Raw genomic sequence first — 14,730 nt, forward strand, 5'->3', positions numbered from 1 at the left:
GAAAAACACAAATTAACCGTACCAATTCTAGGAATAATACAAATTAAAATTTTTATAATACAATAACGTATTTAAATAGTCAACTCTGTTTATAGATCGTACCAATACCCTGTGAACAGTTTTTTTAAACACCAATCCATTAACTAAAACTAAACATCATGATGACAGTACTTCACCCATGGCATGGCATTAATTCCGGTGAACAATCCCCGAGAATTGTAAACGCGGTAATTGAAATCCCTCAAGGTTCCCGTATCAAATATGAAATTGATAAACCAAGTGGTTTATTAAAGCTGGACAGGGTTATTTACTCCTCTTTCCACTACCCTGCCAACTATGGTTTTATACCACAAACCTATGGCGATGATAAGGATCCACTGGATATCCTGGTACTTTCTGGGCATAGCATACAGCCCATGTGTATTGTAGACGCCAAAGTAATTGGTGTAATGCAAATGATTGATGGCGGCGATGCTGATGATAAAATTATTGCCGTTGCTGCACACGACCAGTCTATTAACTATATTAACAATATTGAAGAGTTACCCAAACACTTCTTTAACGAGTTAAGACACTTTTTTGAGGAATATAAAACACTCGAAAACAAAACCGTAAAAGTAGAAGAGTTTGGAGATAAAGCCCAGGCTTTGCTTATTATTGAAGATGCCATTAGGTTATATAAAGAAACATTTAAATAAGCACCCCATTTACTAAAATCCTTTTCCAATAAGCGAAGAATATTTTAGTAAATAAACTATGCTTATATTATATTGAACATTACTTTTGCAAAAAGAATCATTCATGGAAGCTAAAAGATCTACCGCCAAATACTGGGCATTATTTTTTTTCTGGTTAATAGTTATGCTTGTATTAATTGTTTTTCTTCGCCAGTTTTTCTGGATGGCTTTACCAGGCACTGTAACTTATTTTGCTAAAGCAATGGATATTATGTAATTATCCATTACAACTATATGTAAAAGGTAGCGAAGCAATTCGCTACCTTTTTGTTTTTAGTGTTGGCCCAACAGCAGGTTAAATAGCCACTTTACTTGCGTCGCACACTTCGGGGTTCTACTTTTATGGCGGCAAAAACAGTCTATTGTCCCAAATAAAATAGCTGCCATATTTGTTACAGTACAAGAGTGCGACGCAAGTAATGCCTCATTTTTACCGGTTTGCCGGGGTACAAACCATACCCCACAAAAAAGCCGCAGCATATTATTGCTACGGCTATATTGATAAAATTATATGTTTATAATCCTTTAATCAGGTCGTTGGCCTGTTTTACATAATCATCGTTTTTGGCAACTGTAGCTACTTCTATGCATTTTTTTGCACTTTCTTTAGCGGCAGCCTTATTGCCCATTGCTTTTTCTACCTTGGCTTTTAACAAAAACATCCAAAAAGCATTTGCGTTTTCTTCTACCGCCTTGGTTACATATTCCAGGGCTTTGGCATTGTTTTTATCCCAATCAAAATAAAAGTTAGCTGCCTGCCAATAAGGCTTTTTATCGGTTTGTAAAGCAGCTTCAATTTGGGCTTTAATACGTTCTTTAATTTCGGTGCTAATGGGAATAGAAATAGCATTATTACCCCAGGCCAAATTTAATTCGCAACGCTCTGGCTGAATATTGGCAAACTGCATGGTAAAGTTTTCTACTGCAACACCCTCCATTTTTTTAACTGGTACGTTAAATCTAACTACATCTTCACTTTCCTTATACCCATCGGTACCAGCGTTATTAACACCTTTGTTAATAATTATAGTGCATTCTGTTTTATTGGGAATGGTGTAAATAACATAAGTACCTGTATCCAGCTTTTTACCACCTATGGTTACATAATCGCTAAAACTAATGCGGGTAGCAGCATTGGCACCTGTACGCCATAATTTACCCAAAGGGGCCAGATCACTGTTCTCAGCAAATAGGGTGCGGCCCTTAATAGCCGGACGGGAATAAGTTAATACTATTTTACCAATACCAAAATCCTGCGTAATGGTTTGTGTGGGGCTTGGCGCAGGCATTTGCACCTGGGCAACAGCTATGGCAACAGAAGCAAGAGCAGCCAATAACAACGTTAGTTTTTTCATTGTGTACATTTTTTGTAGTTGCGAAAATACAGGCTAAGTAGCTGTACTGATTATTATTATGGGAAAATATTAAAAAGGGATGGTAACCCGGGCTTTCTTTCTTTTGGTATTGGCTATCCAGCGTGGGCCTTCTTTTAAAATGGTAATGGCTTTTTTATCCGACGTTTCATCCAGCGATTGTACAATATTAAAGTTAAAAGGCTTTCCATCTTCATTTACCTGAAACTCAATTTCTACATTGCCCATTACTTTGGGGCCATTATTGGTGCTGTCTAATTTCTGGTGCAATTTTTTGTATACATAATCCTGGAAAGACTCCCAGCCACCAGCCGGAAAAGCACTATCAGCAGTAACAGACCGCATACTTGCTTTCTTTTTAGAAGCATAACCCGTTACCACTACTTCTGATAAGGATTGATTATCTGGAGCTAATGCTATTTTGTTGGCAGCATTGGCCTGTAACTGCGCCTGTTGCTGACTAAACCCAATAGAGGATATAGTTACGTACAGGCTGGTATCAGGTGCCTGTATGGTAAAATACCCATCAGCATTGGTAACTGTGGCTTTTTGTCCGGTAGCATTTACCAAAGCATTAGCCACCGGATTAAGATTGTTATCCAGCACCCTTCCCTTAAAACTAAGCAGGTTGGCAGTTGCACCGGAATCGTATGCTGGCATAGCTGCAGCCGGAATACTATACGCAGGATTGCCACTTGTAAAAGCCGATTTTGTTTCCAGTGCATCGGTATTATTTGCTTTGGCCACATCATCTGTAGTTGGCTGTTTTGCCGCAAGTGGTGTGTCAGTGGCTATTGTATAGGGTAACTGTTTATTGGCTAAGGTTTTACTTCGGTTGGCAAGATATTGTGCCGCTTGGTGGTCTTTAGTTATTTGCTGGGCCAGTAATTGTGCTGTATCTGGTATGGGGGTTGCCACATTGGTGGTGGTATCTATAATTACAGGTGGTACAAAAGCAATGTCCTTATTTTCCGGTGTATTATTATTGTCCCACATAAAAAAGCCAGTAAAAGCTATGCCGGCAATTACTGCAATGGCAGCGGCAACTCGCCACCAGCCAATTCCGTTTTTGGTGGGCATGGCAACCACAACCGCTTGGGTTTGCTTCCCTTGTATATGGGCTGCAATTTCGTTTAGGTGTTTGGCAGCAATAGTAAAATCGGGCACTTCATTAAAGCCTTCTATGGCATCGGCCAAAAAAGGATCTTGCAAGGCAGCACGTTCCATGTCGTGCATTTCTTTTGCCGACATGGCGCCCCGCAGATATCGTTCTATATCAGCAGCAGAATAAATAATATGTTCGGGTTGGTTAGGCATTTGTTTCCATACAAATTTTCAGGTTTCGCCGGCCATTTTGTATCAGGCTGCGTACTTTATTCCATTCCATACCTGTTATTGTTACAATCTCGTTGTAGCATTTATTTTCCAGGTAAAACAATTGTATACTTTGTTTTTGTTCTTCGGGCAGCTGTTCTACACAATTTTCCAGTTTAATAAAATCCTGCTCCCTGTCCAATATGGTATCAAGATGCGCAAAATCGTCTGATTGCATAAGTGTGGGCTGAAATTCTACAGTAATCATTTTTTTACCCGCCCTTAATTGCATCAGACAGTGGTTTTTAGATAGCACATATAGCCAGCTTTTAAAATTATCTACCTCGTGTTTAGGTAGTTTTTGCACCAATTCCTCATAAATATTCATCACAGCGTCCTTAGCTGTTTCGCCATCTTTCAGGTATTTTAAACAGGTACCATATACCAGCTCATAATAGCGCATAAAAAGGCGTGCCAGAATATCCTGGTCAAAGCTGCGCTTAAATTGTTGCAGCAATGCTTCATCGGTTTCCTGTGCTTGCTCTATGTGCTTAATGGGTAACAATCAGTATATATATGTGTACAAATGTAGGGTAAAAATTACGTGATTCTTTTGCCCGTTATAAGCGCTTCATTTTTATGTTACCAGCTGCAGATGGTAATGGCATCGCCGCTTGTGTCACTCACTTCCAGGTTCGGAAAATAATGCAGCAGAAAATAAAATAATAAAAAATATCATTCCGCTTATGTAAAAAAATCAATGGCTGCATCTGTTCTGTATTGGCCAATAAATTTTATGTATTTCAGGCGGCTTAGGTGCTGCCATAATAACCAAACGTAAAAGTGTGCGACGCAAGCGGCGATGCCATATGCGTCATAGCCGGGCACACGAGTAGGAATTTTATTACATCAACAAATAAAAACTTTTTTATGAAATATGTATTTGCCGCAACTGCCTTATGCAGTATGCTTTTACTATCTTTTATTATTGATGCTTCGCGCATTATTACCGGAAAAGTTACCGATGAAAATGGAAACCCTATTGCGGCGGCTACTGTTATTGTAAAAGGTACTTCAACCGCCACTGTTACCAATATAAACGGCGAGTACAGTATTGTTGTTAACAAAGAAAAAGCTGTACTAGTAATCTCTTATGTTGGATATGAAAGTAAAGAAATAAAACTAGGTACTCCATTGCAATACAATGTTACTCTAAAGCCCTCACAATCGCCCCTATCAGAGGTTGTAGTGGTAGGTTATGGCACCAGCACTGATAAATATACATCCTATTATGCCCCATCAGCAAAAACAAAAACATTAACCGGCCAGCTTGCGGGTGTGCAGGTGCAACAAAATAAAAATAACGGATATTATTATTCACCCAATAACAAGGATAGCTTTAACGACTATTTCAATACACCCAACAACTCCGAAGGCTATGATAAAATAAATGAAAACCCATTTTTACGGGTAAAAGAAAATCCCCTTTCCACTTTCTCCATTGATGTGGATGCTGCATCGTACAGCAATATTAGAAGGTTTATTAATAACGGCCAATTGCCGCCAATTGATGCCGTAAGGATTGAAGAGATGATTAATTATTTTTCTTACCAATACCCACAACCAACTGATGATAAACCCTTTGGCATAACAACAGAAATGGCTACCTGCCCCTGGAATAAAAAACATGCATTGGTAATGGTAGGTTTGCAAGGCAAAAAAGTTGCCACAGAAAACCTGCCTGCATCTAACCTGGTATTTTTAATTGATGTTAGCGGCAGTATGAATGACGCCAATAAATTACCACTGGTGCAGGCTTCATTAAAAATGCTGTCCACGCAATTAAGGGCAGAAGACAAAGTGGCCATTGTAGTGTATGCCGGCAGTGCCGGCCTGGTATTGCCTTCTACAACAGGCGATAATGTAACAGCCATTAAAGATGCCATTGATAAACTAAGCGCCGGTGGATCTACAGCTGGTGGTGCGGGTATACAACTGGCATATAAGGTGGCCAAAGATAATTTTGTTAAAGAAGGTAATAACCGCGTAATACTTTGTACCGATGGAGATTTTAATGTAGGCCTTAGCAGCGATGATGCCCTGGAAGCACTGATTGAACAGGAAAGAAAATCTGGCGTGTTTTTAACGGTGCTTGGTTTTGGTATGGGTAATTATCAGGATAGTAAAATGCAAAAACTGGCCGATAAAGGCAATGGCAACCATGCCTATATTGATGGCATTAACGAAGCCAAAAAAGTGCTGATTAACGAATTTGGCGGTACACTTTTTACCATTGCAAAAGATGTAAAACTGCAAATTGAATTTAACCCTGCCCAGGTAAAAAGTTACCGCCTTATTGGTTACGAAAACAGGATGCTGGCCAAAGAAGATTTTAATAACGACCAAAAGGATGCCGGTGAATTAGGCAGCGGCCATACAGTTACCGCATTGTACGAAATTGTACCTGCATCCAATAAGGAAGATGATACAGAAACCGTAGATGCGCTCAGGTATCAAACAACGGAAAAAGAAAAAATCAGTACGGCATTTGGCAAGGAGCTAATGAATATAAAACTCCGCTACAAAAAACCCGATGAAGATAAAAGTGCTTTAATAGAACACCCGGTAATGGAGCAGTATGGCAATATCGAAAACACCTCAGAAAATTGCAGGTTTGTTACAGCAGTGGCGGGATTTGGCATGTTATTGCGCAATTCTAATTTTAAAGGCGATGCTGCTTATGATATGATCCTATCCTTGGCACGTAAATCAGTAGGTGCTGATGAACAGGGGTATAGAAAAGAGTTTGTTCAAATGGTAGAAAATGCCGCCTTACTTAGTGGCAAAAAAGTAACCGTACTTACAAAATAATTAAAATAGCCGCCGCTGCGCGGCGGCTATTTTTTAAATGCCGGATGATATTCATTTAGCGTAGAACGCAGATAATCCCTGTCTAAATGCGTATAAATTTCTGTGGTGGTAATACTTTCGTGGCCCAGCATTTCCTGCACGGCCCTAAGATCGGCGCCACCTTCTACCAAATGCGTGGCAAAAGAATGCCGAAAGGTATGTGGTGAAATACTTTTGGTGATGCCTGCTTTTTTTGCCAAATCCTTAATAATGTAAAATATCATAATTCGGCTAAGGGGGCGGCCATGTTTGTTTAAAAACAAAATATCCTGATAGCCTTCTTTTAATGGCTGGTGCACCCTTATGCTATCCTTATACAGGTTAATATATTTTATGGCATCGCTGCCAATGGGTACCAGCCTTTCTTTATTGCCTTTGCCAATAACACGAATAAAACCTACATCCAAATACAGGCAACTTATTTTTAAACCAATTAATTCGCTTACCCGAACACCACAGCTATACATAGTTTCCAGTATGGCTTTGTTACGGCCGCCATCGGGTTTGCTAAGGTCTATGGCGGCAATCATTTTTTCTATTTCTTCAAAGCTTAAAAAATCGGGTAATGCCCTTTTTAACTTAGGGGCTTCCAATAAGGCGGAGGGATCTGCACTTACAATTTGCTCAATAAGACAATACTTATAAAAACTTCTGATGCCCGAAATGATTCTGGCCTGCGAGGTGGGTGTCATCCCCAACTCTGCCACCGATTGTATAAAGCCCTGTAATACTTTTAATTCAAGGCTTTCGGGGCCAGCATGGTTGTTGGTAAGTTGCAGGTATTGGGTAAGTTTATCTACATCATGCAGGTAAGCTTCTACTGAGTTATCGCTAAGCGATCGTTCTAACTGCAGGTAGGCCTTAAACCCTTTTTTATATGGTTCCCACATTTTCTTCTGTTGATTTTTTTATACTGCGAACTTTGATGATGAATAAACGCTAAATTCGGGCTTCATAACATCATTCCAAAATTTAGTAACCGCAACAACTGCATGCAACCTGTAAATCTACGTTCATTCAAGCAAAAGGTACGATATCACCAGGCCGCTTTTAAACGCTTTCTTAAAAAATTAGCTAAAAACCCACCACGTGGTTTAGACCCACTGGCCGCTAAAATTGATAAAGAAGTTTGGCAGGAAACCGATTGTATTAGCTGCGCCAATTGCTGCAAGGTAATGACACCCACTTTTACCAATAAAGATATTAATCGCATTGCCGCCCATTTTGACATGAAGCCCGCCGAGTTTAAAGATAAATGGCTGTTCTACGATAAAAAAAGCAAGGACTGGATGAATACCACACAGCCCTGCCAGTTTTTAGACCTAAAAAGTAATATGTGCTCTATTTACGAAGTGCGCCCTGCCGACTGTGCCGGATTTCCACACCTGGCCAAAAAGAAAATGGTAGATTATGTGCATGTGCACCAGCAAAATATTCAATACTGTCCGGCCACCTATAAAATGGTAGAAAAGTTAATGGCCTATACAGATGCCAAATAACCGGTATTGGCCAGGCAGCAAATCGGGAGGCGGCTTTACTTGCGTCGCACTCTTGTACAGCAGAATACATTGCAGCTTTACCATTTGCGCATCTGCTTAAGCTCCAAAAATCCAATAACTGGTAATTTTTTTTGTACGCTTCTGTTGCCATAAATGAGGAACCCTGAAGTGTGCGACGCAAGTACAGTTGCCCAAGGCCTTAAAGCCGGGTACATAATGGTTAAAATAAATGGGTAAACAGCGCATATTTATCTTTACCCACAGCAAACATTATCGTTAGATTATCCGTATTAATATATGTATACGCACACAATGAGGAAAAACGAGATGGATATTCGGCTTAATTCTTACCTTAATTTAAGAATAGGTAAACTTAATTGACCAAAATATCGGCAGTATCAGTACAACTAATTAAATTGTAACGCATTTATAAAAAGGTACCCCCACCATTTAAATTTTGATTATGAGAAAAATTTCAGCACTATCGAATTACACTGTTCTTGGTTTTTTAATGCTGCTAATATGCATCGGCAATGTTGCCTGCGATAGCGCCGCAGAAAAAGAACGTGAACTGGCCATGAAGAAAAGAGGCATTACCGAAGAGGAAGAGAATAACGGCAAATATGATAAAGCCGCCGCATTAAAAGATATGTTTAAACAATGGGACGATATGCAGCGTGATCCCGTAACAGGAACGGTACCCGTAGAACGATTAACAGCCGCCTATCAACGCACCAAACAATTGTTAAACAGGTCAGCCATAAGCAGCTTTACCAATGGGGTAGCTGGTGTAAGCTGGGTTAACCGCGGCCCCAATAATGTGGGTGGCAGAACAAGGGCCATTATGATATCGCCATTGGATGCTACCGGTAATACTGGTTTTGCAGGCGGTGTTGGTGGTGGACTTTGGAAAAGCACTAACCTGAAATCTGCTACGCCTACCTGGTCTGCCATAAATGATTTTTTACCTAATCTGGCTATTACCTATATCACCTATAGCCCTGCTAATACCAGCATATTTTATGCTGCTACTGGGGAAGGTTTTGGCAATGCAGATGCTGCAAGAGGTTTAGGTATTTTAAAATCTACCGATGGTGGTACTACCTGGAGCTTTTTATCGGCTACCAATAATTCCAATTACTATTTTGTTAACAAGGTTTTGGTAAACAGTAATGGGGATTTGTATGCTGCAACCAGCCAGGGTTTATTCCGTTCTCAAAACGCCGGCGCCAGCTTTACACAGGTAATTGCAGGTAATGTTAGTGATGTAGAAATTGCCAGTAATGGCGTAATTTATGCGGGTAAACAAGGTTCTAATAGTTCCTTATTTCGTTCTACAAACGGCGATGCTGGCAGTTGGACAGATTTAATTCTAGCTAAAATTGGTTTGGACTCTAATACCAATAAAACACAACGTGTAGAAGCTGCTGTTTCCCCCAGTGACCCCAACACAGTATATGCAATGCTCTACCAGGATACTACCAGTTATACACAAGGCGGAAGTTCCTATACTTCAAAAGTGGCTATATATTCAAGTACCGATGGAGGGGCAAGCTTTACCAGAGGAAGCAGTCCCAATGATGAGGATACCGGAATTCCGGATCCTGACTTTACCCGGTCTCAGGGCTGGTATGACCTAATTTTAGCTGTAGATCCAGACAGAAGTAACGTAATTTATGCAGGGGGTATAGATATTTTCAAATCCGATAATTACGGCCAATCATGGGTTCAATTAACACATTGGTATGGTGGCTTTTCCAAGCAATACGCTCATGCGGATCAGCATGGAATGACCTTTGAAGGTAAAAAGTCTGACATTATGTATTTTACCAATGATGGTGGTATTTTTCAAACTACAAATGCAAAAGATGATATGCCTTCTATTAAGGCAATAAACACTAATTATATTGTAACACAGTTTTATGCCTGCGACTATAATCCTACCAAGGGTAGTAATTATTTTTTAGCGGGTGCGCAGGATAATGGTACACAACAATTCACTACTGCAGGCGTAGGTGCCACACAGGCTGCAACAGGTGGAGATGGTGCCTATTGTAATATTGACAAGGTAGATCCTACTTATCAGTTTACACAATATGTGTATAATAATTACTATCGGTCCACAGATGGAGGCGCCAGTTTTAATACTGTAAGCTCTGGAGGACTTGCCAATACCGGACGTTTTATCAATCCGTCTGATTATGATGGCACTACTAAAACCTTATTTGCGGCCACCAATACCGGTAAATATTTACGTTGGGTAAATGCAACCACTTCCTCTACTTTTCAATCGGTAAGTGTAACGGCTATAACTTCAACAATTTCGGCGGTTACTGTATCTAAAGCAGTAGCAGGTAAGGTATATTTTGGTTTGGGAAATGGTAAAATAATTTCGGTAAATAAAGCTGCTACAGTAACAGGTACAGCACCTTCAAAAAATTTGGGTACCCCGGTTAGTAATGGCTATGTAAATGCTATTTGGGAAAATCCTACTGATAGCACCAACCTTATTGCTATTTATTCCAACTACGGGGTAACCAATATTTGGGAGACCAAAAATGCCGGGGCTGCTACCCCCACCTGGACAGCAAAAGACGGCGACCTGGCCGATATGCCGGTATATTGTGTGCTGCCAGATCCAACAAATCCAGCAAACAATGTATTAATTGGTACTGAGCTGGGTGTGTACAGCACCAGTAATTTTCAGGATGCCAACCCTAACTGGGTACCTACCAGTGCCAATATGGCCTATACAAGGATTACCCAACTTAAATTAAGAAGCAGCGATAGCCTGGTATTGGCCTCTACACATGGCCGTGGTTTATTTACCAGCGATGTATTTATGTCTGCAGCTGCTAATTTTACCGCTTCTAAAATAGTAACCTACGTTAATAAACCTGTTAGCTTTAGCGATGCCAGTACAAAAGCAAGTTCCTGGCAGTGGGATTATTCCAACGATGGTTCTTATGAGTCTACCGCACAAAACCCAACCACTTCTTTCTCTACCGCTGGTGTGTACACCGTTAGATTAAGAATAAACGGCAGTGCCGCTTTGGAGAAAACTATTACTGTAACCGTTTTGCCCAATAAAGCTACCCCTTATGCTTTAGCAGATGGTGGAGATTTTGATAGTAATCCAAACGATTTTGCTGCAGACAATATAGGCACATCTGCATTTAGCCGTGGCAACTCTGTACAAGCCGGTAAAAACGGTACGCATAGTGGTAGTTTTGCCTGGGTAATTGATATAAACAGTGCGCAATACACACCAAATTCCACCGCCTATTTATACAGCCCCAACTATAACTGTACTGCGCCAGGCACTTATACAGTTAACTTATATGCCAAATACAAAATTGAAAATACCTGGGATGGTTTCAGGGTAGAATACTCCACCGATAAAGGAGATACCTGGCTGCCATTGGGCACTACGGTTCAAACCAATTGGTATGATTATGATAACCCGCTAACCGATAGGCCATTCCCGGTTGGAGAAGCTTATTTTTCAAACGTAAATAAAACTAGTTATACTTTATGCACCTATTCCACTTCAGATTTTGCAGGTAATGAAAATGTAGCTTTCAGGGTGGTATTCCAATCTGACCCAGCCTCGGTTGATGCAGGTTTGGCAGTTGATGATTTCTCATTAGACGGACCGCCAAATGCCTTACCGGTTAATTTAATTTCATTTACCGCATTTAATAGTGGCGATAAAAATACACTGCAATGGAAATCCGGCTCAGAAATAAATAGCAACCGTTACGAGCTGGAAAGAAGTTTTGATGGCCGCAATTTTGAAAAATTTGCCAGCGTAGCTTCTAAAAACAATCCAACCGGAGCCACCTATACTTATTCAGATAATATTGCCCTGGTAAAAATAAATACCTTCTACTACAGAATTAAAATGGTAGATAACGATGGTAGTTTTAAATATTCTCAGGTAATTAATCTTAAGCTAAGTGGCAGGGTAGAACGCATTAGTGTACTGGGTAATATTACCAATGGACCAGTAAAAATATTGGTACCGGCATCTATGCTTGTAAAACCAATTCAGGCCAATATTATTTCAAATAGTGGTGCTGTTGTTAAACGCACTATTGTAAACAACATGAGTTCAATAATAGATATTCGTTCATTGGCAGCAGGTAGTTATTATATGAACTTTATACAGGATGGCAAACTGATACAAACAGAGAAAATAATAAAACAATAACACAGTTATTGCTTCATAAAAAAAGCTGATTCAAAAAATGAATCAGCTTTTTTTATGTTAACAGACAGTGAAGTATTTCTTTTAGCCCGGCAGTAAAACAGCAAGTGGCTTTACTTGCGTCGCACTCTTGTACGGTAGTAATACTATGCAGCAAATCCTTTTTATACAATCGTTACCGGGCAAAAAGCAAAACCGTTAATTACATATCTTCCCCATTATCGATATTAAAATCATCTTCATCGCTGCTATGTATTTTATAGCCGCCCTTTTTAAAGTATTTCCTGTACTTATCAGTAATTTCTTTTGATTGTTGCTGGCCATTGATCAATAAATTACCATTGGCTTTCCATTCTACACTATAATCTTTTGCGGTATTAATCAGCCCATCGTTTTGCAGCTCTTCAGTAAAATGTTTATACATCATCAACTGATTCTTAGCTTTTTCAATTTCCTTTTTGGCTTCCTTCAAACTGTTTTCAATTTCTTTTTTAAGCTTAGGGTTATTTATTTCCAGTTGGGCTTTTTTAATTTCTTTTTGAATGGCTTCACGGTCAACCTTGCTTAATTCAATTTGGGCTTCGGCCAATGCTTTTTTTACATCTGCCTTAATTTGTTCTTTATCAATTTTATTAAGTTCGATATTGATATCATTACCAATTTTCTCGAAATCTATTTTTCTTAGTTCTTCATTTACCTGTTTGCCAATTTGGTCAAAATCTATTTTAGACAAAGCTTCTGTTACTTCTTTTGAAATGGTAATATTCAGTCCTTTAAGCTGCACATCCAGCTGAGACATTTGAGCATCCAGTTGTTTCATGGCTTTATCCAGTTCTTTCATTCTAAGTTCAGCCTTGTCATTATTAGATTTACCGGGGCGGGTAGTATCTCGTTGCTCGTATTGTGTTTTTGTGGCGCTTTCTTTTTTGCTGTTTCCATCAACAGTTTGCCAGGCAATAGCGCTGCCAGCAATAATAAAAAGCCCAAGCACCATAATAATTTGCGGACGGTTAAATACATTTTTCATTGTTTTAGTTTTTTGGTGATATTTATTTACGAATTTGTTCGTATAAATGTACGATTGAATTCGTAGAATATTACTCCAAAGTATTTATTGATAAAATTTTAACAGAAAGCGAAGGTTTGCCAGTATAGGAAAATAACTTATAACTAACTGAATATAAATTACTTACTACACAAAACCTACATACAAATGAAAATGTTATGGAAAAACCAGTTGCCTTGTTGTTGCCATAAAAGAGGAACCCTGAACCGAGCGTGGCAAGTAAAGCTAAATAGATAATCTACAGCCGGCTTAATAAAAATAATGGTGTAATACAGCGGGTTATAGTTGCTGCAACATGTCTACCACCCCTTCGCGTTTAAGAATAAGGTAGCCTAACCTATCGTTGCTAATACCTTCTTTTAGCTGGTAACTAAACAACAATTGATCGTCTTTTACCTCGGTTTCAAAATAGCGGAACTGTATATTGGGGTATTGTTTAAGATCGTTTCCTATTTCGTATAAATGGGTGGAGAGGACAAATAAGGCATTCTGCATTTTTCTAAGTCCTTCTATAACCACCGTGCTGCATTTCATGGCATCCTGTACATTGGTGCCTTTAAAAAGTTCATCAATCAGTATCAGCCATTTTTTACCATCGCTAATTTTGGTAAGTGTTTTGTGTATACGCTGTACCTCGTTAAAGAAATAACTCTCGCCTTTAATAATATTATCGGCTACCTGTATATTGCTAAGCAAGCCATCGAATAAAGACAATTCCATTTTTTTGGCCGGCACGCCCATACCCAGGTGTGCCATATACACTGCCAAACCAACTGCTTTTATAAAAGTGCTTTTACCACCCATATTGGCGCCGGTGAGAAATAAAAAATTCTTTTCCTGTACCAGGTTAATATCGTATGCCACCGGTGTGGGCAATAAGGGGTGGTACAATTGCTCCACTGCCAAACAGGGTTCTTTTTTACCCGAAAATGAAGGAAAGGAAAATTGATAGTGCTCACAAGCCATGGCCATACCATAATAAGCATCCAGTCGGCTATATATTTCTACCAATTCTAAAGCGGCAGATTTATACCCATTGCGTATATAATGTCCATACTGCTGTTGTTGGGTAATAGACAGCTTTTCGTTTACCGGATGATGTATAATGGCCTGTATTACAGGCTTAGCCAGCAAAAGTTGTATTTGTCCGGTTATGGTTAGCAATAAAGGCGGCATTTGCTCATTGCCCAAAGATTGAATAATGGCTTGCAGCCCTTTTACAAATTGCGTAAAATGGGTAAGGGTATATTCTATAAGGGAGTAATCTTCTTTATTAAGCAGCTTATACATAAATGCATCCAGGCTGCTGGGTTTGCGGGGAATATTATCAACGGGTGTTTCGTAAAACTTTTCTATTACCATGATTGTACCATTGGTAATAGTTTGGGGCCATTGTTCTTTAACGCGTAAAATACAGCTAAGCAATGCCTGGGTTTCTTCAATTTCTTTTATTGAACCCAGCGGCCTTGCCAGCAGGAATTTTAACCATTCCCGGCCGCCAATGGTTCTGCTAAAATCAAGATGATGTAAAACCGATTGGTTTTCCTCATGCGCAAAAATGGATAAATCGTTAAGTGTGGTAGTATCTACTTGCATAGAAAATTATGGTTGCTGGCTGTAC

11 protein-coding genes are annotated in these 14,730 nt (G+C 39.5%); 5 read left to right on the top strand and 6 right to left on the bottom strand.

Annotated elements, in window-relative coordinates; genetic code table 11:
* Positions 1 to 158: 158 nt before the first annotated feature.
* Positions 159 to 698, top strand: a complete 540-nt coding sequence (locus GD597_RS01010) for an inorganic diphosphatase (protein ID WP_171605932.1) — start codon at positions 159 to 161, stop codon at positions 696 to 698.
* A gap of 103 nt (positions 699 to 801) precedes the next feature.
* Positions 802 to 954 carry a hypothetical protein gene (locus tag GD597_RS01015; RefSeq protein ID WP_171605933.1) on the top strand — a complete coding sequence of 51 codons (153 nt, stop codon included), beginning with the start codon at positions 802 to 804 and terminating at the stop codon, positions 952 to 954.
* A gap of 298 nt (positions 955 to 1,252) precedes the next feature.
* Here the strand turns inward: GD597_RS01015 and GD597_RS01020 are convergent, their stop codons facing one another.
* The 3 genes from GD597_RS01020 to GD597_RS01030 form a co-directional block, all read right to left on the bottom strand.
* Positions 1,253 to 2,092: a DUF2911 domain-containing protein gene (locus tag GD597_RS01020; protein ID WP_171605934.1), complete on the bottom strand. Its 840-nt coding sequence runs from the start codon at positions 2,090 to 2,092 to the stop codon at positions 1,253 to 1,255.
* A 69-nt stretch (positions 2,093 to 2,161) separates the two neighbouring features.
* Positions 2,162 to 3,427 (bottom strand): carboxypeptidase-like regulatory domain-containing protein, encoded by a 1,266-nt coding sequence (locus GD597_RS01025; protein ID WP_171605935.1) that lies wholly within the window; start codon positions 3,425 to 3,427, stop codon positions 2,162 to 2,164.
* Positions 3,420 to 3,989 carry an RNA polymerase sigma factor gene (locus tag GD597_RS01030; protein WP_235954140.1) on the bottom strand — a complete coding sequence of 190 codons (570 nt, stop codon included), beginning with the start codon at positions 3,987 to 3,989 and terminating at the stop codon, positions 3,420 to 3,422. The genes GD597_RS01025 and GD597_RS01030 overlap by 8 nt, the downstream gene beginning before the upstream one ends.
* A 365-nt stretch (positions 3,990 to 4,354) precedes the next feature.
* On the opposite strand from GD597_RS01030, the gene GD597_RS01035 reads away from it, so the two are divergent.
* A complete protein-coding gene (locus tag GD597_RS01035) occupies positions 4,355 to 6,295 on the top strand; it encodes a vWA domain-containing protein (protein ID WP_235954141.1) in 1,941 nt (646 codons plus the stop codon).
* A 26-nt stretch (positions 6,296 to 6,321) separates the two neighbouring features.
* Here the strand turns inward: GD597_RS01035 and xerD are convergent, their stop codons facing one another.
* Positions 6,322 to 7,224, bottom strand: coding sequence for a site-specific tyrosine recombinase XerD (gene xerD, locus GD597_RS01040; protein ID WP_171605936.1), 903 nt, complete (start codon positions 7,222 to 7,224; stop codon positions 6,322 to 6,324).
* Between the two features lie 102 nt (positions 7,225 to 7,326).
* Here xerD and GD597_RS01045 point away from each other — a divergent pair, with 102 nt between their 5' ends.
* Both GD597_RS01045 and GD597_RS01050 read left to right on the top strand, forming a co-directional pair.
* Positions 7,327 to 7,833 carry a YkgJ family cysteine cluster protein gene (locus tag GD597_RS01045; RefSeq protein ID WP_171605937.1) on the top strand — a complete coding sequence of 169 codons (507 nt, stop codon included), beginning with the start codon at positions 7,327 to 7,329 and terminating at the stop codon, positions 7,831 to 7,833.
* A gap of 463 nt (positions 7,834 to 8,296) precedes the next feature.
* Positions 8,297 to 12,046: a PKD domain-containing protein gene (locus GD597_RS01050; RefSeq protein WP_171605938.1), complete on the top strand. Its 3,750-nt coding sequence runs from the start codon at positions 8,297 to 8,299 to the stop codon at positions 12,044 to 12,046.
* 199 nt (positions 12,047 to 12,245) lie between these two features.
* Here the strand turns inward: GD597_RS01050 and GD597_RS01055 are convergent, their stop codons facing one another.
* Both GD597_RS01055 and GD597_RS01060 read right to left on the bottom strand, forming a co-directional pair.
* On the bottom strand, positions 12,246 to 13,070 hold the full coding sequence (locus GD597_RS01055) for a hypothetical protein (protein ID WP_171605939.1): 825 nt from the start codon (positions 13,068 to 13,070) through the stop codon (positions 12,246 to 12,248).
* A gap of 318 nt (positions 13,071 to 13,388) precedes the next feature.
* Positions 13,389 to 14,705, bottom strand: coding sequence for a MutS-related protein (locus GD597_RS01060; RefSeq protein ID WP_171605940.1), 1,317 nt, complete (start codon positions 14,703 to 14,705; stop codon positions 13,389 to 13,391).
* Positions 14,706 to 14,730 lie beyond the last annotated feature (25 nt).

Source organism: Limnovirga soli, from assembly GCF_013106755.1.
Classification (GTDB): domain Bacteria; phylum Bacteroidota; class Bacteroidia; order Chitinophagales; family Chitinophagaceae; genus Limnovirga; species Limnovirga soli.

Coding starts and splice junctions, on each gene's coding strand:
- GD597_RS01010 (WP_171605932.1), top strand. CDS start 159: ATGATGACAGTACTTCACCCATGGCATGGCATTAATTCCGGTGAACAA.
- GD597_RS01015 (WP_171605933.1), top strand. CDS start 802: ATGGAAGCTAAAAGATCTACCGCCAAATACTGGGCATTATTTTTTTTC.
- GD597_RS01020 (WP_171605934.1), bottom strand. CDS start 2,092: ATGAAAAAACTAACGTTGTTATTGGCTGCTCTTGCTTCTGTTGCCATA.
- GD597_RS01025 (WP_171605935.1), bottom strand. CDS start 3,427: ATGCCTAACCAACCCGAACATATTATTTATTCTGCTGCTGATATAGAA.
- GD597_RS01035 (WP_235954141.1), top strand. CDS start 4,355: ATGAAATATGTATTTGCCGCAACTGCCTTATGCAGTATGCTTTTACTA.
- xerD (WP_171605936.1), bottom strand. CDS start 7,224: ATGTGGGAACCATATAAAAAAGGGTTTAAGGCCTACCTGCAGTTAGAA.
- GD597_RS01045 (WP_171605937.1), top strand. CDS start 7,327: ATGCAACCTGTAAATCTACGTTCATTCAAGCAAAAGGTACGATATCAC.
- GD597_RS01050 (WP_171605938.1), top strand. CDS start 8,297: ATGAGAAAAATTTCAGCACTATCGAATTACACTGTTCTTGGTTTTTTA.
- GD597_RS01055 (WP_171605939.1), bottom strand. CDS start 13,070: ATGAAAAATGTATTTAACCGTCCGCAAATTATTATGGTGCTTGGGCTT.
- GD597_RS01060 (WP_171605940.1), bottom strand. CDS start 14,705: ATGCAAGTAGATACTACCACACTTAACGATTTATCCATTTTTGCGCAT.